Here is an 18,650-nt window from a genome sequence, read left to right as displayed (position 1 = left end):
AGTGACCACCATTCCTTCAGCGCTGCGGGGCAAGACCGCCGTCGTCACAGGGGCCAGCTCGGGTATCGGTGCGCAGATCGCGCGAGAGATGCACGCCGCCGGCGCGAATGTGCTCCTGGTGGGGCGCGACGCATCACGTCTGGATTCCTGCGCCCGTTCGATCTCCGGCGATCGCGACGCCGTCGGCCATCTGAGCGTCGACGTGACCGGCGCTTCGGCGCCGGACGAGATCGTCGATCATGCCGTCAAGAAGTTCGGCGGGATCGATGTCCTGGTCAACGCCGCGGGCATCTTCACCCCGACACCCTTCGGTGAGACGACGGACCAGATCCTCGACATGCAGTGGAACGTGAACGTGCGGGCCCCGTTCCGGCTGGCCCGCACCGCCGTCACCCGCATGAACGAGGGCGCTTCGATCATCTTCGTATCGTCCATCTGCGGCTACGCCGGATTCCCCAACTCCAGCGCGTACTGTGCGACCAAGGGCGCGGTCGAACTGCTGGTCAAGGCGCTCACCGCGGAGCTGTCCCCCCGCGGCATCCGCGTCAACGCGGTCGCGCCGGGCAACGTCCGTACCAGTATCAACGCGCACCTCTTCGCCGACCCGGCGTACGAGCGGCAGATGCTCGACGCGACGCCGGCCGGACGTATCGGCGAGGTTCAGGACATAGCGCCCGCGGTCGTTTTCCTGGCCTCCCCGGCTGCCTCCTACATCCACGGTTCGAGCCTCCTCATCGACGGCGGATGGATCGCGAACTGAACGTGGAAGACACCGCACATCCGCCGACCGGCCTGGCAGCGCTCCTTGCCCGCGAGTACGGGCTCGAAGGGGCCTGGGATCGCCTGGGTTCCGAGCGCGACGACACGTTCCGGCTTCGCGCGGCCGATGAGGCGTTCCTGGTCAAGGTGAGCCCGCCGGCTGAGCCGTTCGAGTCGATCGACCTGCAGATCTCGGCGATCACACACCTCGCTCGCACGACCTGTCTGCCGGTTCCCCGGATCCGCCGCACGCTCGGCCGGGCACCGGCCACGATCCTGCCGGCGGCGGGTGACGATCAGCCGGCCCGGATCGTCCATGTCATGCGGTTCCTTCCGGGGAGCGACCTCGCTTCGCATCGAATGACCTTCGGTCAGGCGGAGCGCGTGGGCGAGGTCCATGGCGAGGTCACGCGGGCACTCGCGCGCTTTCATCACGCTCGGGAGCGACGGCGCCTCATCTGGGACCTGGCGGAATTGCCGGCGTTGGCGGAACTGGCCGATGGGCTGGCGGATCGGGCTCATCGGGAGCTGGCGCGTCGGGTCATGCGGTGCTTCGAGTGCACGGTCATGCCGCTCGCGAACGAATTCGCCCGGCAGGTCGTTCATGGGGATTTCAGCGTGTACAACGTTCTCGCCGATCCGTCGACCCCCGGATTCGTCACGGGTGTCGTCGACTTCGGCGACCTGCACCACGGGCCCGTGGTCTTCGATCTGGCCATCGCGCTGTCCAATCTGCTCGACCACCGCATGGCCGATCCTTGGTCGGCGGGAGCACGGCATGTCACCGGATTCCTCAAAGTGCGGCCACTGCCACGGCACCACCGCGAGGCGCTCGCGGTGGCGGCGGTGGCGCGCAGCCTCCAGCGCGCCTTGCTCTCGGAGTCGCGTGCACAGAATGACCCGGTTCGGGCCGAGTACGTCCTGGGACACGCACGCAGCGACTGGCCCAACATCGAAGCCGGGCTGGAGACCATCGAAATCGCGACGGCTCATTTCTCAAATGCTGGCTCGCGCGAGTGTCGGACACAGTCGTACGGAGAATCGAGATGACGTCGTCATCCGGGCGCAACCACGCCGTCAGCCCCGTCGGAATGGTCAACGGCTTCCAGGCCGCGGACCGGGCCGGGCAACCGCCGGACATCATCAGCATGCTCGATCGCCGCAGCGACCTGCTCGGCCCCGGCTACCAACTCTTCTACGCCGACCCGATCGAGGTGTCACACGCACGAGATGTGTTCCTGTACGGCCGGGACGGCATCGAGTACCTCGACGCGTACAACAATGTCGCGCAGATCGGGCACTGCCATCCGAAGGTCGTGGAGGCCGTGTCGCGGCAACTCGGCATCCTGAACACGAATACGCGATACCTGCAGAGCAGGATCCTGGAAACGTCCGAGGAGCTTCTGGCGACGTTTCCCGGCGCGCTGAATCGCGTCACGTACACGTGCAGCGGCTCGGAAGCGAACGATCTCGCCGTGCGCATCGCCAACTACCACACCGGCGCCACGGGGTTGATCGCAACAAAACACGCATATCATGGCGTCACGTCCGGCGTCGCGGCGTTCTCTCCTTCTCTCGGCACCGGCTCGCCGCCGAGTTCCCATGTACGGCTCATCGACCCGCCCGATCCTCGGCTCGTCGGCGGCGACGAGAGTCTGGAGGACGTCCTCCGGGCGAACACGCGTATGGCAGCCGAGGACCTGCACCGTCACGGACATGGCGTGAGCGCGTTCATCGCCGACAGCGTCTTCTCGTCCGACGGCGTGTTCACCCATCCGACGCCCACGCTAGGGGCGATCGCCGACGAGGTGCGCCGGGCCGGCGGCCTCGTCATCGCCGACGAGGTGCAAGCGGGGTTCGGCCGCACCGGGGACGGCTGGTGGGGTTTCCAGCGCCACCGGTTCGAGCCGGACATCGTCACGCTCGGCAAGCCCATGGGAAACGGGTATCCCGTTGCCGGCGTCGTGTTGCGCGAGGAAGTGGGACGCGAGTTCGCGGCGGCGGTGCGATATTTCAACACCTTCGGCGGAAGCACCGCGGCAATGGCGGCCACAGGGGCGGTGCTGGCCGTCATCAAAGAAGAAGACCTCGTTGACCGTGCGCGGACGATCGGCGACTACCTGCGTCGATCCCTGCGGGAATCCCTCACCGACATCGGCGCCGTCGCCCAAGTACGAGGCGTCGGAATGTTCTACGGAATAGAGATCTGCGGTCCTGATGGGCCTTCGGCCGCCGACGCCGATATCGCGCGGACGGTCGTCAACGAGGTACGACGCGACGGCGTGCTCATCTCGGCATCAGGACCGGGCGGAAACGTCCTCAAGATCCGCCCCCCGCTGACGTTCCGGCGCGGCCATGTCGACCGGCTCGTCGGCACGCTCACCTCGGTTCTGCGGCGCACACCGTCCGCCGCGGCGACACACGGAGGTCGCTGATGACCGCACACCGAATAGATGTCAATGCCGACGCGGGTGAGAGCTACGGGCGATGGCACCTGGGCGAGGACGCACATCTGTTCCAGTACGTGTCGAGCACCAATATCGCATGCGGATTTCACGCGGGTGATCCCACGACGATGCACGCCGCCGTTCGGGCGGCGAGGGACGCGGGGGTCGCCGTGGGCGCGCACCCCGGATACCCCGACAAACTCGGGTTCGGCCGCAGGGCCATGGCCGTCTCCATCGAGGAGACGACCGACTATGTCGTCTACCAGGTCGGGTCCCTGGCAGCGATCGCGGCGACCGAAGGCGTACGGTTGCGCCACCTCAAACCGCACGGCGCCCTCATGGGAGCGGTCTGCCGGAATCCGGACCTGGCCACCGCCATCGCCGCGGCGGTCCACCGCGCGGGGCTGGACCTCCCGTTGATGCTGGCCCCGTCCCCGGCCCTCGACGCGGTCGAAGCGGCCGGTCACCCCGTCATCCCCGAGAACGCGGTCGACCTCGGCTTCGACGACGACGGGCTCAACATCATCGAGCCCCGGCCCGCGGCCAAGGACCCGGACCGCGTGGCCCAGATCGCGCTCGCGGCCGCCGCGGGCCACGCCGTCACGACGACAGGCCGGACCATTCCGATGCCCGTCCGGTCGATCTGCGTTCACGGCGACCGCCCCAACGCCGTCGACATCGCCGCGGCCGTCCACCGCCGGCTCACCGAGGCGGGCATCACCGTTCAGCCGGCGACCGCAGATGCGTCGGCCAGGTGACGCATGGATGCATCGGCCATTTATCACCCGTTCCCGGATGGCAGCCGCGCGAGCTTCGGCGGTGACGAGTACATCTTCGTCGAGATCGCTGAGGCGATGAGCCTGGAGGCGGCACTGCGCGTACAGGCGATCGTCGCGCGAATCGCGGAACTCGGAATGCTCGGCATCGTCGACATCGCGCCGGCGAACACGAGCTACATGATTCGCCTAGATCCGGATGTCTCGCATCCACGGGACGTGTTGGCGGCCGTCAGCGAGTTGCACGGTCATGATGACGGCTCGGATCCGAGCGTCACGACGCAGATCGTTGAAGTACCCGTGTACTACGACGATCCATGGACGAAAGACGTATGCCTGCGATTCCGCTCCGGGCATCAGTCGCCGTCGGAGACCGATATCGAGTTCGTGGCCCGGATCAACGGCTTCGGCGGCATCCGGGACCTTGTCGACGCACACACCCGCGCGCCGTTCATCGTGACCTTTCCATGCTTCAAGCCGGGCAACGCCGAGTCGTACCAGCTCGTCGCCCGTGATCGGCAGATCGAAGCGCCCAAGTACCTGAGCCCGCGTACCGAGACGCCCTCTCGTGCGGTGGCGCACGGCGGCGCGTTCAGCGTGATCTATCCGGTGGACGGGGTCGGTGGTTACCAGCTACTGGGGCGTGCCGCCGTTCCCGTCGTCGACCTGTACCAGCGGTCCCGGGAGTTCACGTCGTCGCGGGTGCTCACTCCCATATCGACGCTGATCCAGTTCCGGTCGATCGATCGCACGGAATATGACGACATTCAGCACCGGGTCGAATGCGACCGCTATGCCGTCAAGCGTCACCCGGTGGAGTTCTCGCTGGAGAAGTTCACCGCGGCGCCGTGCGAGTACGCACAGTCTTTGAAGGGACTGGTGTCGTGATATCGGTCGTTACCCCGGGGCTGCACACCACCATCCAGGATCTCGGCCGGCCCGGCCACTTCGCCATGGGCCTGCCGCCGTCCGGTGCGCTGGACCAGTTCTCACATCGGTGCGCAAACCTGCTGGTCGGCAACTCGGCCGGCGCGGCGACGCTCGAGTCGACGATGACCGGGCCGGCACTCCACTTCAAGGAGGCCTCCCTGATCGCCGTGACGGGCGGGGACGTCGACATCTCTATCGACGATCACCAGGTGGAGACCTGGACCAGCCACGCCGTATCCCCCGAGCAGGTCGTCAGAATCGGAATCCTCCGAACCGGCGCCCGAGCGTACCTGGCGATCCGCGGCGGCATAGACTCTCCGCCTTTCCTGGAAAGTCGCTCGACCTATACCTCTTCGAGAATCGGCGGCCTGTCCGGAGAACCGCTCAAGGCAGGCGACATTCTGCCATCGGGCCGCGAGACTTCGGCACCGGGCCGGATCGGGGCATCGATCGACCGGCGGCTGCGTCCGGCGCTGAGCGCACAGACCGGCGTTCGTGTCGTCGAAGGGCTCTGCAATTATCGCTTCACCCGTGAATCCCTCCACGAATTCTTCACCGAGACGTTCACGGTCACCTCGGTGTCCGACCGCACCGGATACCGTCTCGATGGCCCTCGTCTCTCGTTCGTGGAACGTGCACAGCCGTTCGGGGCGGGCGACAACCCCAGCAACGTCGTGGATCTCGGATACCCCGTCGGTTCGATCCAAGCACCGAACGGAGACCAGGCCATCTGCCTCATGCGGGATGCCGTCACCGGCGGCGGCTACGCGACGCTGGGCACCGTCATCTCCTCCGACATCGACCGGCTCGCGCAACTGAAAGCCCCTGACCTCATCCGCTTCGAATCCGTCGATCTCGACACCGCCGTCGCGGCGCGGAAAGAGTATCACCGACGACTGCGTGACGCCGCGACCAATGTCAACCTATTGTTCATGTTCTGACAGCGCGGAGCGAAAATGACATCACCAGAAGCACTCAACGAACGGATCGACAATTTTCTGCGGGCGTATCCGGTGAGCGGAACAGACGACCGCCGGTTTCGCGAGGCCCGTTTCGACGCGGGACTGGCGATGGTTCACTTCGACCCCGGCCTCGGCGGCCTCGGACTGGCTCCGAGCCTTCAGCCGATGGTCGACGCCCGATTCCGGGAGGCCGGCTGCGCCGACTGGCGCGACCGCAATCTCATCGGACTGGGCATGGCCGCCCCCACCATTCATGCGCATGGCACGGCCGCCCAGAAACGGCTGCTTCGGCCGCTCTTCAGCGGCGAGCACGTCTGGTGCCAGCTGTTCTCCGAGCCGGGGGCGGGATCTGACTTGGCGGCGATGGCCACCCGCGCGGTGCGCGATGGTGACGGCTGGATCGTTTCCGGCCAGAAGGTGTGGACGAGCTTGGGGCACGTTGCACGCTACGGGCTGCTCCTGGCCCGCACCGATCCCACGCTGCCGAAACACCGAGGACTGACCTACTTCCTGCTCGACATGTCCCTTCCGGGCGTCGACGTGCGGGCCCTTCGCCAACTGACGGGGGAGGCGGAGTTCAACGAGGTCTACCTCACCGACGTCCGGGTGCCTGACACGGCGCGCCTGGGCGCGGTCGGCAGCGGGTGGACGGTCGCGCTCACGACGTTGTCCAACGAACGATCCACTCTCGGTGACGTGGTCGCCGACCGGGGGACCGGCCCGATCGGTCAGGCGGTCGCCCTCTACCGGCAGGCGATCGACGGCGGCGGATACGTCGAGCCGGAGCTTTACGACCGGCTCATCCGACTGTGGTGCCGTACCGAGACGAATCGCCTGATGAGCGCCCACATGGGGCGCTCCCGTTCGGATCTCGCCGCGGGGCCGGATGGATCCGTGGTCAAACTGCAGATGGCGGAATTGAACCAGGCCGTCTACGACCTCTGCATCGACCTGATGGGCCTGGACGGAGTGCTGTACGACAGCTTCGCGCTGACCCGGCCCGGGCATTCCACGGTCCACGGAAGCTCGGACCCGCGACGCGCCTTCCTGCGAAGCCTCGCCAATTCGATCGAGGGCGGGACGTCGGAGATCCAGCGCACCGTGATCGGCGAACGCGTCCTGGGTCTTCCTCCGGAACCCCGCGTGGACAAGAACCGCCCATGGACGGACGTGCCGCGCGGATAGAGGAGCTGGAAGAATGAGCACCTACTCACACGACGGCGACATCGATACCGCCGCCCGCCGCCCGAGCGTTTCCGACGAGGAACGCGCGGAACTACGAGCGTCGGTGCGCGACTTCTTCGTGAAACATACTTCTCCCTCTCAGATCGTCTACTGGCTCGAGACCGATCCGGGCTACGACCCGGCGGTGCTCACCGCGATCTACACGCAACTGGCATTGCCCGCCATTCGGATTCCCGAACGCTTCGGCGGCATGGGCTACGGCTGGCAGGAGCTCGGCGTGGTGCTCGAGGAGACCGGCAGGGCGCTGACCGGCGTGCCGTTTCTGTCCGGGCAGATAGCCGCCGCGGCGTTGCTGGAACTGGGTGACGAGGAAGGCCGGTCGCGGGTTCTTTCCGGACTGGCCTCCGGGGCGAATCGCTGCACCGTCGCCGGACTGTCAGAGCGCGGACCGCTGTCGTTCGGGGTACGCGCCGAGCCCGCGGAATCGCCCGGGGTGTCTTGGTCGCTGAACGGCACCGCGCGCTTCGTCATCGACGGAGCCGGCGCCGACACGATCCTCGTCCTGGCCGAGACGCGGTCGGGGCCCGCGCTTTTCCTGCCCGCTTCCCCGGCACCTGGCATGCTGCGTGAACCGCTGGTGACGATGGACATGACCCGTCCCATGGCGGACATCGAGTTCAACGCGGTGCCGGCCGTCCCGCTCGGCGAGGTCTCCCCCGGCATGGAGGGCGCCGAGAGGCTGTCCCTGTGCGCCGCGCTCCTGCTGTCCGCGGAGCAGCTCGGCGGGGCGCGAGGCGCCCTCGAGACGACTGTCGATCACCTCCGTCAGCGGGTGCAGTTCGGACGCCCCCTGGGATCCTTCCAGGCGCTCAAGCATCGCTGCGCCGATCTCCTCGTGGCGGTGCGAGGCGCCGAGGCCGTCCTGGCGGAGGCGCTGACGGCCGCCGAGGCCGGCTCGACCGAACTGCCCGTCCTGGCTCACCTGGCCGCCGCGGTCTGCTCCGACACCTACGTCGAGGTCGCCCGGGCGATGATCCAGATGCACGGTGGAATCGGCTTCACGTGGGAACACATCGCCCACGTCCATCTGAAACGCGCGAAGACCTCTCAGCTCATGTTCGGCACACCCGCGGAACATCGCGGGCGGCTGGCCCAAATCCTCGGTCTGCCGGCTCCTTCCACGCGACCGTGGCGCGAAATCGGCCGGGCCGGGGCCCGGGCGTGCCGCGACTGACGGTCCGGCCCGAAGACACGACCGATGAATCAGGAGGACCCATGGCCACCATCCCTGACGAGGCAAGGCACCTCTTCGAAGGCAGGGACTTCGCCCACGTGGCGACGGTCAACCCGAACGGCTCGACGCAGGTGTCGCCGGTATGGATCGCTCTCGACGGCGACCTCGTCGTCTTCAACACGAACGAGGGCCTCGTCAAGACGAAGAACCTGCGAAACAACCCGGACGTCGCGATCTCGATGATCAGCCACGCGAATCCCTACGAGAGCCTGCTCATCCAGGGCAAGGTCGTCGAGATGACCGGCGAGGGCGCCGAAGAGGGCATCGACGCGCTCGCCAAGCGCTACCTCGGCGTCGACTCATTCCCCTTCCGCAGGCCCGGCGACGTGCGGGTGATCGTGAAGATCCGGCCGGAGAAAGTTCACCACAGAGGAAAAGAAGAAGGAGTGGACACCATGCCCGAGCACGACGACTCCGCGGCGCGACTGCGGCAGCAGACGCTTGAGCTGCACCGCGGTCATTTGCGCAACCTGCTCGACAAGAACATGGAGGCATGGGTCGACGCCTTTGCGGACGACGCGGTCTTCGAGCTGCCTTTCGCGCCGCCGAACTACCCCCAGCGGCTCGTGGGTAAGACCGCGATCTGGGAGTACGTCAAGGACTACCCGAAGCGCATTGATCTCCAGGGCTTCGCGGAGGTGATCGAGCACCCGACGACCGAACCGGGAGTGCTCGTGGTCGAGGCCCAGGTGGAGGGACGGGTGATCGCCACGGGTAAGCCCTACCGCGTGCGATACGTCTGGGTGGTCACGGTCGAGGAAGGAAAGATCGTGAAGCAGCGCGACTACTGGAACCCGCTTGCGGTGCTCGAGGCGCTGGGGGGCGAGAAGAACATGCGCGACACCTTCAACGTCGAGGAGCGATGAACGCACGACGACTCCGCCTCAGCCAGCCGACCGGCCCGGGGGCCGGTCGTGCCGGCCTGAGTTACGAGGACGGGCTCGCGAAGACGGGCATCACCTGGTCGTGGACCAGTCGCAACTGGTCGCGCATGGTGGCGACACCGGGAAGCTCCATCCCGGAGAACGCCTTGACCAGCGCCGCGTCCGTGATGGCGAGGACGAGATGGTTCACGCCGGTCGACGCGATCTCGGTCTTGATCTTCTCGGCGCATTCCTCCGGGGTGCCCGCGACCGAGAGCTTGTCGGCCAGTTCCGGCGGCGTCAACTCGAACGCGCGGTCCACCCGGCCTTCGCCGACGGCGGCGATGATGTCGGTCAGGTCGGCCGGGTCCACATCGTTGCGTGCCAGCTGTTCGGCGGGCATCGACGATGCGTACAGGCCCACCATCGCGCGGGCGGCGTCCTTGGCGGCGCGGGAGTCGGGGCCGGTCGAGAAGACGATCCAGGCGCCCAGGTCCAGCGAGTCGGCGTCACGGCCCGCGCGCTCGGCTCCGATGCGAACGTTCTCCACCATGTACTCGTAGGCTCGTCTGGTGTAGCTCAGCGCGTGGTGGACACCGTCGGTCAGCTCGCCGGCCGCCTGGAACGACTTCGGGCCGCGCATCGCGCCCAGCTTCACGGGGACGTGTTCCTGCACCGGCCGCGCGAAGGTGAACAGACCGTTGTAGGAGAAGAACTCGCCGTCGTAGTTGATCGCGCCTTCGTCCAGGACGGTGCGCACGACGTGGTGCGCCTCCTTCAGGCGGGACAGCGGCCTCGTCTTCGCCCAGTCGATGCCGTACTGAGCCAGCAGACCGAAGTTGCCCGAGCCGAGCACGCACTCGGCGCGGCCTCCGGTCAGCTCGTCGAGCGTCGCCGTCGCCTGGGCGATCAGGGACGGTTCGCGCAGGGTGACCGCCGACAGGCTCGGGCCGAAGCGGATGTTCTCCGTCTTGTCCGCCGCCGCGGCGAACAGCAGCCACAGATCCTTGTGCCACGTCTCGTCGGCCGCGTAGCAGCCGTAGTAGCCGAGCTCGTCGGCGAGCTTGATGGACTCGATCGTGTCGTCGAGCGGATAGTCGGGCAACATCACGAAGCTGAACCGCATGGGGCGCTCCTTTCGAAGCGAAGCGACTAGACGTCCAGGTTGGACATGACGTGCTTGATCCGGGTGTAGTCCTCGATGCCGTACATCGACAGGTCCTTGCCGTAGCCGGAGTGCTTGAAGCCGCCGTGCGGCATCTCCGCCACCAGTGGGATGTGCGTGTTGATCCACACGCAGCCGAAGTCGAGCTCCCGCGACATCCGCATGGCCCGGCCGTGGTCTCGTGTCCACACCGACGACGCGAGCCCGTACTCCACGCCGTTCGCCCACCGCAGCGCCTCGGCCTCGTCGGTGAACCGCTGCACGCTGATCACCGGGCCGAACACCTCCTGCTGCACCATCTCGTCGTCCTGCCGCAGGCCGGACACCACCGTCGGGGCGTAGAAGAAGCCCTGTGAGCCGACGCGTCCGCCCCCCGCGGCGACCGACGCGTGGTCGGGCAGCCGGTCGACGAAGCCGCTGACCTTCGCCAGCTGGTCGGCGTTGTTCAGCGGGCCGTAGTCGCCGTCGGCACCGGTCGAGGTGCCGGCGGCCTGCTCGGTGAGCGCGGCGACGAGGTCGTCGTGGACGCCCGGCGCGGCCAGCACCCGGCTCGCGGCCGTGCAGTCCTGCCCGGCGTTGAAGTACCCGGCCTCGGCGACGGCCTCCGCGGTGGCGGCGATGTCGGCGTCGTCGAACACGATGACCGGCGCCTTGCCGCCCAGTTCGAGGTGCACCCGCTTCAGGTCGCCGGCCGCCGCGGCGGCCACCTCGCGCCCGGCGCGCACCGAGCCGGTGATCGACGCCATCGCCGGGATCTCGTGCGAGATCAGCGCGGCTCCGGTCTCCCGGTCACCGCAGATCACGTTGAACACTCCGGGCGGGAGGAACTCCGCGGCCAGCTCCGCGAGGAACACCGTCGACACGGGCGTCGTGTCGGACGGCTTGAGCACCACCGTGTTCCCGGCCGCGAGCGCCGGCCCGAACTTCCACAGCGCCATCAGCGCGGGGTAGTTCCACGGTGTCACCTGCGCGCACACCCCGACCGGCTCACGCCGGATCCACGAGGTGTGCCCGCGCATGTACTCCCCCGCCGACCTGCCCTCCAGCACCCGCGCGCCGCCCGCGAAGAACCGGAGCTGGTCGAGCAGCATCGGCAGCTCCTCCTGCCGGGTCAGCTCCAGCGGCTTGCCGGTGTTCTCGCACTCCAGCGCCAGCAGTTCGTCCGCGCGCTCCTCGATCCGGTCGGCGAGGCGCAGCAGCGCCAGTTGCCGCTCGGCGGGTGTGGTGTCCCGCCACGAGGCGAACGCGTCCCGCGCGGCGGTCAGCGCCCGGTCGACGTCGGCCGGCGAGGACACCGGCGCGGACGCGAACACCGCGCCCGTGGCAGGATCGACCAGCTCGGCCGTGCGGCCGTCGGCCGCGTCCACGTAGGACCCGCCGACGAAGTTCTGCACCTTCTTCATCCGTCCTCCCGGGATATCGCGTCGCCTGCGGTCGCCGTGCTGTACCGGTACGGCCGCAAGGTCATCATCAGCAGCAGTCCTGCTCCTGCGACGACGACGCCGGACAGGAGCACGAGGTAGTCGTCGTACCAGGGCGCGCCCTCGGTGCGCGGCCACACCATGTTCACGATCGCCGCGACCCCGTAGAGCAGAGCGCCGGCGTTCACCGCGAACCCCCAGCGCCCCAGCGTGAACGACCCCGCGGGCCGCCAGCCCTTGAGCCGCGCGCGCAGCGCGGCGAGGACGACCATCTGGAAGCCGAGGTAGATGCCGAGCACCGCGAAGGAGACGATCTTCGTGACGGCGTCCTCGGAGAACCCGGACACCAGCACCACCACCGCGGGCACGACGGCCGCGACCAGGAGCGCGTACGGCGGCACGCCCCGCTGGTGGGAGAACCGGGCGAGCAGGCCGCTGCCGGGCAGCATCCGGTCGCGGCCGTAGGAGTAGAGCAGCCGCGACGCCGCCGCCTGCAGGCTCATCGCGCACGACAGGAACGACACCAGCACGACGACCAGCACCACCTTGGCACCGAACGAACCGAACGCCGTGGTGAGCACACCGCCGACCGGGTCGGCGTCCGCGCCGGAGATCACCGCGCCGAAGTCCGGTACCGCGAGCACCAGCGCGAGGCACACGAACGTCGCCGCCGCGCCGCCGACGTAGATCGTCATCCGCATGGCCTTCGGGATGCGCCGGCCGGCGTCCGGCACTTCCTCGGCGACGTCCCCGCACGCCTCGAAGCCGTAGTACTGGAAGATCCCGATCAGGCCCGCCGCGAGGAAGGCGGCCAGGTAGGAGCCTTCCGGCGCGGCGCCGAAGCCGTCGAACAGCACTCCGAGGCCATGCCGCCGCTCGGCGATCAGCAGCCACCCGCCGACCGCGAGTGCGCCGAGGATCTCCGTCCCGAACCCGATCATCGCCGCCATGCCGAGGACGCGGGTGCCGCCCAGGTTGATCACCGTGGCCAGGGCGACCATGACCAGCGCGCAGACGGTGGTCGTGGTCGCCGACACCGAAAGGTCCAGCAAGGACGCCAGGTAGGGCCCGGAGCCGTAGACCACCGACGCGATCGTGACCAGCAGCGCGATCGCGTACACCCACCCGGTCATCCAGGCCCATTTCTGGCCCCACAACCGCCGCGCCCACGGGTAGATCCCGCCGGCGATCGGGTACTGCGAGACGATCTCGCCGAATATCAGCGCGACGAGAAGCTGGCCCAGGCCGACGATGACGAGGCTCCAGATCATCGGCGGGCCCGCGGCGGCCAGCGAGACCGCGAACAGCGTGTAGATGCCGACGACCGGCGACAGGTAGGTGAAGCCGAGCGAGAAGTTCGCCCACAGGCTCATGTCCCGGCGGAACTCCGAGGTGTAGCCGAGGTCGGCGAGTTGCCTGGCGTCGACGTCCGCGGAGTGGCCTGCGCCGGCGGTCGTATCGGTCACCGGCCGTCCTCCGCTTCGAGCTCGTCGAGCAACTCCTGTCCGGAGAGGACGGTGCCTGCCCAGTGCCGGTGCATCCATTCGAGATGGTCACCGCGGCTCGCCGCGATGCGCAGCGTGTCCCAGTTGGGGAAGAGCTGCTGTGCGACGTGGACGGTCATGAGCCTCGGATCCACCTCGAAGATGTGCTCGAAGCGCTCCACGGCGACATCGCTGACCTGCCTGGCCGAGGGCGGCGTGTGCTGCTCGTCGTAGCGATACCCGTTCATGGCGTTTCCTCGTAGGCGCGCTGCAGCCCGTACTTGCCGGGGTTCATGATGTTGTTGGGGTCCAGCGCCTTCTTGACCTGGAGCATCACGTCGTAGCCGCCGCCCAGTTCCATCGGGACGAGGTCGACCTCGCCCTCGCGGCACGAGCCGTGGCACGCGCTGATCGAGCCGCCGTGGCGCAGGGAGATCTCCGCGATGTCCCGCTTGGCGTCCACCCACGCGGCCCACGCCGCGTCGTCGAGCTCCTGCTCCCAGATGCCCACGTCGATCTCCGTGAGGTAGTCGACGCCGGTGTCCGCGCTGGTGTAGAAGAACATCCCCCAGTCGTCGAAGACCGGGTGCCGCTCGCGCAGCCGGGCGATGATGTCGTGCCAGTGCACCCGGACCTCGGGCAGGTCGGTGTAGGCGATCGCGGCGTCCTCGCAGTGCCACGACATCGGCACGACCTGCCCGGCCTCGGTCCTCCCGTGCAGCGGGGTCGCGTACCGGTCGTGCCTGGCGGCCCAGTCGCCCTGGGAGATCTCGTCTCCCAGGTAGCGCGCACCCGCGTCGCGCGCGACGCGCATCAACCGCTTGCCGCCCGCACGCACCTCGTCCTCGTTGCCGTACGCGGCGGCGCACACGAGCGCCCGCACGTCGGCGGGCTGCGGGATGTAGGCCTCGTCGTCGCGGCGGAGGTAGTCGACCTTCCACTCGTCGAACAGGACGGCGCCCGCGAACGTCGCCACCCCGGCGCGAGCGAGCCGCCCGACGCAGGCGTAGGCCGAGTCGAAGTCGGCGAACGCCCAGAACGGCGAGAACTCCGCCTCCGGCTTGGGATACAGCTTCAGGGTCGCCTCGGTCGCGATGCCCAGGGTGCCCTGGTGGCCCATGAACAGGTGCTTGAGCTGGTAGCCGCTGGAACTCTTGGACACCTTGCGCCCGCCGCCGTCGCCGACCCGGATGACCCTCCCGGTCGGGAGCACCATCTCGAAGCTCAGCACCAGGTCCCTGGTGTGCCCGTACCGTGAGCCGACGAGCGACCAGCCGCTGGTGCCGATCCGCCCGCCGACGAGCGAGCACGGGTAGGAGGCGGGGTCGTCGGGGTAGATCAGGCCGTGCCGGGCCAGGACCTCGTTGAGCTTGAGCATGTTGATGCCGGGTCCGACCGTGCAGGTCCGGTTGTCGAGGTCGATCTCCTTGATCTCGTTCATCCGCTTGACGTCCACGACGATGCCGCGCCGCTCCGGCACCGCCCCGTCGGTCAGCCCGGTGCCGCCGTCCCTCGGCACGATGGGGATCCGGTGCGCGTTCGCGATCCGCACCACCTCGGCGACCTGCTCGGTCGTGGCCGGCATGACGACCAGGTCCGGGATCCGCTCGCGCCACCGGTGCACGGGGAACGGCGCGGGCACGCGGGCCCGGTTCATCCGCGCGGTCTTGGAGGTCAGCACGTACTCGCCGCCCAGGGCGTCGACCAGCTCGCCGAGCACCCGGTCGGACAGCTGTGCGGTCTGCTGCGCGGTCATCGGCCCGTGCTCCCGCCCACCTCGATGCCGCAGGATTCGGCAAGGAGCTCGTGGAGGTCGACGACGTCGATGGCGCGTTCCGCGCCCGCCTCGGCGAGCGGCCGTTCGGACCATGGGCAGGCCGAGACGAGCGTGTCGACCTCGAGCTCGGCGGCCTTGTCCAGGCGGGCGGCGCTGATCTTCGCGGTGAGCTCCGGCTTCTCGATCGGGAGCCCGCCCCCGGCGCCGGAGCAGTAGGACCACTGGGTGACGCGGTCGACGTCGTGGAAGGTCAGCCCGGGGATCGCGCGCAGGATCTGCCGCGGCTCCTGCCAGACCCCCTTGCGCTTGTTGAGCCGGCACGGGTCGTGGTAGGTGATCGTGCGCTCGATCGGCACGGTCGGGGTCAGCCTGCCCTCGGCGACGAACCGAGCGAGCAGCTCGACGACGAGGACGATCTCGATGTCGAAGTCGGCGCCGAAGTAGCCCGGGTAGTCCTCGGTGAACGTGATGTAGTCGTGCGGGTCGAGCACCAGCACCCGCCGGACGCCGCTCGCGCGCCAGTCCGCGAGGTTGTGCTCGGCGAAGCGCCGCGACTGGTCGCGGTAGCCCATCTCGGCCGCGGGTCCGCCGCAGCACCACTGCTCGCTCATGAGCCCGAAGTCGTAGCCCGCGCGCTGGAGCAGCTGGGCGACCGCGCGCGGCACCGAGGTCCGGTAAAATGCGGCCTCGCAGTCGACGAAGAGGATCGTCTCGCCGCCGATCGGGAGTTCGAGGCCGTGTGCCCAGTCGCGGACATGGTCCTGGCTGACCGGGACCTCGCCGAGGACGGGTTCGTGGGTGCGCTCGTCGGTGCGCTCGTTCCAGCGCCGGTAGCCGGGCTGGTGGACGTCGTTGTCCACGGCCAGCGCGCGCATCTGTTTGACGAGGTCGACGGTGCGAGTGCGGAAGCGGTAGAAGTCGCCGGTGAACAGGGTGTTGGGGCAGCGCAGCTCGCAGGCGCCGCACTGGGTGCAGTTGACGTAGTCCTCGGCCACGTCCTCGACGGTCAGCTCGCCCTGCTCCATCGCTACGACGTTGGCGTGGAAGGCGGTCGGGGTCCACGATTCGTTGCGTGTCACCTGCATGACCGGGCAGACCTCACGGCAGAACTTGTGGCCGGAGGAGAAGCAGTTGTAGGCCGCGTTGCGCCAGTCGGACAGGAACTCCATGGTCACCGGCGCGTGATCCGAGGAGGTGGACTCTGGTTCCGTCATGTTTTCCTCCGCATGTGACCGCGGTCACGGTAGACCTTAAAATATAACTCTATATTTCAAATGACAACACCCAGTGATCTGCGGGCTAGGCTCCGTGGGGGTCCCTGGGGAGGAGAGACGCAGGTGACGGACGTCGGTGCTCGGTATGTCGTCTTCGCGCCGCTGCAGGACGGCGGCCGGGCAGAGGTCATCGCCCGGCGGATCAGCGAGGCCATCGGCCTGGGTCTGATCGCCGACGGCGAGCAGCTGCCGACCGAGCTGGAGCTGGCCGCCTCGCTGAACGTCTCGACCGTGACCCTCCGCGAAGCGCTGATGCTGCTCCGCCAGCGCGGCCTGGTCGAGACGCGGCGCGGCCGCGGCGGCGGCTCGTTCGTCCGCGCCCCCGTCGACGCGTCGGTGTCCCGCCTTCGCGACACGCTGCGGGAGACCGGCGTCCACGAGCTGCGCGAGATCGGCGACCACCTGCTGGCGGTGTCCGCCACCGCCGCGCGGCTGGCCGCGTCACGCGCGTCCGCCGACCAGATCGCCGTCCTCAACGGGCTGGTGGACCAACTGGCCGTCGCGGAGAAGGCGGGCGAACGGCGCCGCGCCGACGGCCGCTTCCACATCGAGGTCGCCGCGGCCGCCCAGTCCACTCGCCTGACCCGCCAGTCGATCGACCTGCAGGGCGAGATCGGCGAGCTGCTGTGGATCCCGCTGGGCGAGGCCGTCGAGCGCGACGAGCGGGTGACCCAGCATCGTGCCGTCGTCGCCGCGATCGAGGCGAGGGACGGCCATCGCGCGCGCCTGCTGGTCGAGGAGCACGTGGAGCTGGCCATTTCGAGGTTGATCGAGTTCCACCTGCAGCTGGTGCGTTAGAGCTGGTGCATTAGAGTGAAGCCCGACGTCGACCGTGGAGCAGCCATGGAAGCGATCACGTACACCGGTGACACCGCCGCCTCGGTGGAGGCCCTGGTCCGGGACACGTTCGACGGCATAGACACTCTCCGGTCACTGACGGCCGACGTTCACCGCCGCGTCGTGACCGAGGGCCGCGCCCCGACCACGTCGGACATGGCGTCCATCCGCCCCACGGTGCTCGAGCACCTGTCGAGCCGGCGCCTGTGCGCGGGCACCGGCGTGATCGCGGCGCCCGGAACGCTGGCCGACCAGCCGAGGTGGCTCGAGTGGTGGCGCAGGCCAGCCGCGGCCGGCGACCTGTTCCCCCTCGCGGTCGACCTGGACCCGAACAACATCGGCAGCTACGAGTACCCACTGGCACCGTGGTTCGACGTCCCGTACCGGACCGGCCGCAGGGTCGTGGTCGGCCCGTACGTGGACTACGCGGGCACCGACGAGTACATCCTCACGTTCTCCGCCCCCATCACGAGCGACGCGGGCTTCTTCGGCGTAGCGGCGGCCGACATCCGCGCGACGGACTTCGAACGCGCGATGCTCCCCGTCCTCAACACCGAGGGTCCCGCCACCCTCCTGATCAACTCGACGGGCCGCGTCCTGGCCTCGAACACCCCGGCGACCATCGTGGGCTCGATCACCCGCCCCGACGACCTCCCCCGCCGCGAACTTCCACCCGGCCCCGACTGGGCGGACTGCGTGGGGCTCCCCTGGTTCCTCGTCCGCAGCTAGGTTCGTCGATCAGATCGCATGACCGATCTGGCAACACCGTCATCCCACTCTCAGAGCGCCATTCGGCGGTGGACGTCTTCGACTGCGAGCCGGCCCCCGGCAGGGCCTCCAGATGCGCCCGGAAGGGGGGCTCCCGGGTGAACCCGCCGAACAGTTCGCGCTGTGAGATCCCGCTCATCCGGCGCAACGCGAGGGTGGTCGGGCCTTCGGCGGGGGCCGCGTGCAGGCATTCCTGCCGCGTCAGTTCCTGGGTTCGGCGAGGGCCGTGTCCGATCAGCGCGTCGGCGGTGGCGCAGGCCATCGGCGGCGGTCCGGCCAGCTGGTTCGCGAGCCGCCGGACAGCCCTGCGGGCACCGTGGACCGCCGCCGCTCCAGGACACGCCACGGTCGCGGGACCCTCATCCCCGCCCGATATGGACCTTCGGCCCCCGGTCTACAGGACGTCGGACGGTACCCCCGAGCATCCCCTTGAGAAACGCTGGATGGCGGACGCACCCCGACGGGCCTTTGCTTCCAGCCTGCGGGGGACACAGGGGCGCCATTGCACGAAAGGAGGGGAACGGCGTCATGAGACCGTCGAAAACCTGGGCGCACGTGAATCGTCGCCGCCGCGGCTGGGGTTTCGACAGAAATGACCTTCGCCGTGATGTCGACCGGTCGACGCCATCGTGGTAGAGGTCAGACCGTTGCACCGCGGCCGGGAAGTCACAGTGGGCTGGACCGACCCGGACGGGACGCCGCACAAGG

At 68.6% G+C, this 18,650-nt stretch carries 17 protein-coding genes; 11 read left to right on the top strand and 6 right to left on the bottom strand.

Features of this window, described 5'->3' with window-relative positions:
* The first annotated feature begins 1 nt into the window (after window position 1).
* From K8Z49_RS01005 to K8Z49_RS00965, 9 genes are read left to right on the top strand one after another with little or no spacing between them, the layout of a single operon-like run.
* Entirely contained in the window at window positions 2-760 is a 759-nt protein-coding gene (locus tag K8Z49_RS01005; RefSeq protein WP_021592002.1) for an SDR family NAD(P)-dependent oxidoreductase, read from the top strand.
* Window positions 745-1,809 (top strand): phosphotransferase, encoded by a 1,065-nt coding sequence (locus K8Z49_RS01000; protein ID WP_111833367.1) that lies wholly within the window; start codon window positions 745-747, stop codon window positions 1,807-1,809. Before K8Z49_RS01005 ends, K8Z49_RS01000 begins: the two co-directional genes overlap by 16 nt.
* On the top strand, window positions 1,806-3,194 hold the full coding sequence (locus tag K8Z49_RS00995) for an aspartate aminotransferase family protein (RefSeq protein ID WP_218163842.1): 1,389 nt from the start codon (window positions 1,806-1,808) through the stop codon (window positions 3,192-3,194). Before K8Z49_RS01000 ends, K8Z49_RS00995 begins: the two co-directional genes overlap by 4 nt.
* Window positions 3,194-3,964: a LamB/YcsF family protein gene (locus K8Z49_RS00990; RefSeq protein WP_111833366.1), complete on the top strand. Its 771-nt coding sequence runs from the start codon at window positions 3,194-3,196 to the stop codon at window positions 3,962-3,964. Before K8Z49_RS00995 ends, K8Z49_RS00990 begins: the two co-directional genes overlap by 1 nt.
* A gap of 3 nt (window positions 3,965-3,967) precedes the next feature.
* A complete protein-coding gene (locus K8Z49_RS00985; RefSeq protein WP_412517378.1) occupies window positions 3,968-4,870 on the top strand; it encodes a 5-oxoprolinase subunit B family protein in 903 nt (300 codons plus the stop codon).
* The gene (locus K8Z49_RS00980; RefSeq protein WP_412517377.1) at window positions 4,867-5,853 is read left to right on the top strand and encodes a biotin-dependent carboxyltransferase family protein; all 987 of its coding nucleotides are present in this window, start codon (window positions 4,867-4,869) and stop codon (window positions 5,851-5,853) included. Before K8Z49_RS00985 ends, K8Z49_RS00980 begins: the two co-directional genes overlap by 4 nt.
* 15 nt (window positions 5,854-5,868) lie before the next feature.
* Window positions 5,869-7,059: an acyl-CoA dehydrogenase family protein gene (locus K8Z49_RS00975; protein WP_412517376.1), complete on the top strand. Its 1,191-nt coding sequence runs from the start codon at window positions 5,869-5,871 to the stop codon at window positions 7,057-7,059.
* 13 nt (window positions 7,060-7,072) lie between these two features.
* Window positions 7,073-8,293 (top strand): acyl-CoA dehydrogenase family protein, encoded by a 1,221-nt coding sequence (locus K8Z49_RS00970; RefSeq protein WP_412517375.1) that lies wholly within the window; start codon window positions 7,073-7,075, stop codon window positions 8,291-8,293.
* Window positions 8,294-8,334: 41 nt separating this feature from the next.
* Entirely contained in the window at window positions 8,335-9,219 is an 885-nt protein-coding gene (locus tag K8Z49_RS00965; protein ID WP_021591994.1) for a TIGR03618 family F420-dependent PPOX class oxidoreductase, read from the top strand.
* 61 nt (window positions 9,220-9,280) lie between these two features.
* Here K8Z49_RS00965 and K8Z49_RS00960 read toward each other — a convergent pair whose 3' ends face one another.
* Genes K8Z49_RS00960 through K8Z49_RS00935 form a run of 6 tightly spaced genes read right to left on the bottom strand, consistent with a single transcriptional unit; the run spans window position 9,281 to window position 16,277 of the window.
* Window positions 9,281-10,342: an LLM class flavin-dependent oxidoreductase gene (locus tag K8Z49_RS00960; RefSeq protein WP_412517374.1), complete on the bottom strand. Its 1,062-nt coding sequence runs from the start codon at window positions 10,340-10,342 to the stop codon at window positions 9,281-9,283.
* Between the two features lie 26 nt (window positions 10,343-10,368).
* Window positions 10,369-11,784 carry a gamma-aminobutyraldehyde dehydrogenase gene (locus K8Z49_RS00955; protein WP_075023747.1) on the bottom strand — a complete coding sequence of 472 codons (1,416 nt, stop codon included), beginning with the start codon at window positions 11,782-11,784 and terminating at the stop codon, window positions 10,369-10,371.
* The gene (locus tag K8Z49_RS00950) at window positions 11,781-13,268 is read right to left on the bottom strand and encodes an APC family permease (RefSeq protein ID WP_021591991.1); all 1,488 of its coding nucleotides are present in this window, start codon (window positions 13,266-13,268) and stop codon (window positions 11,781-11,783) included. The genes K8Z49_RS00955 and K8Z49_RS00950 overlap by 4 nt, the downstream gene beginning before the upstream one ends.
* On the bottom strand, window positions 13,265-13,534 hold the full coding sequence (locus K8Z49_RS00945) for a hypothetical protein (protein WP_021591990.1): 270 nt from the start codon (window positions 13,532-13,534) through the stop codon (window positions 13,265-13,267). The genes K8Z49_RS00950 and K8Z49_RS00945 overlap by 4 nt, the downstream gene beginning before the upstream one ends.
* Window positions 13,531-15,042: an FAD-binding oxidoreductase gene (locus K8Z49_RS00940; protein WP_021591989.1), complete on the bottom strand. Its 1,512-nt coding sequence runs from the start codon at window positions 15,040-15,042 to the stop codon at window positions 13,531-13,533. Before K8Z49_RS00940 ends, K8Z49_RS00945 begins: the two co-directional genes overlap by 4 nt.
* On the bottom strand, window positions 15,039-16,277 hold the full coding sequence (locus K8Z49_RS00935; RefSeq protein WP_024934016.1) for a (Fe-S)-binding protein: 1,239 nt from the start codon (window positions 16,275-16,277) through the stop codon (window positions 15,039-15,041). The genes K8Z49_RS00940 and K8Z49_RS00935 overlap by 4 nt, the downstream gene beginning before the upstream one ends.
* A 123-nt stretch (window positions 16,278-16,400) precedes the next feature.
* Here K8Z49_RS00935 and K8Z49_RS00930 point away from each other — a divergent pair, with 123 nt between their 5' ends.
* Together K8Z49_RS00930 and K8Z49_RS00925 are read left to right on the top strand one after the other, a co-directional pair.
* On the top strand, window positions 16,401-17,135 hold the full coding sequence (locus tag K8Z49_RS00930) for a FadR/GntR family transcriptional regulator (RefSeq protein WP_021591987.1): 735 nt from the start codon (window positions 16,401-16,403) through the stop codon (window positions 17,133-17,135).
* A 45-nt stretch (window positions 17,136-17,180) separates the two neighbouring features.
* Entirely contained in the window at window positions 17,181-17,903 is a 723-nt protein-coding gene (locus K8Z49_RS00925; RefSeq protein WP_021591986.1) for a cache domain-containing protein, read from the top strand.
* Window positions 17,904-18,650: the final 747 nt, after the last annotated feature.

Source organism: Actinomadura madurae (assembly GCF_047130825.1).
In the GTDB taxonomy this organism is placed as follows: domain Bacteria; phylum Actinomycetota; class Actinomycetes; order Streptosporangiales; family Streptosporangiaceae; genus Spirillospora; species Spirillospora madurae.
This window is presented reverse-complemented; position numbering and strand designations above follow the sequence as displayed.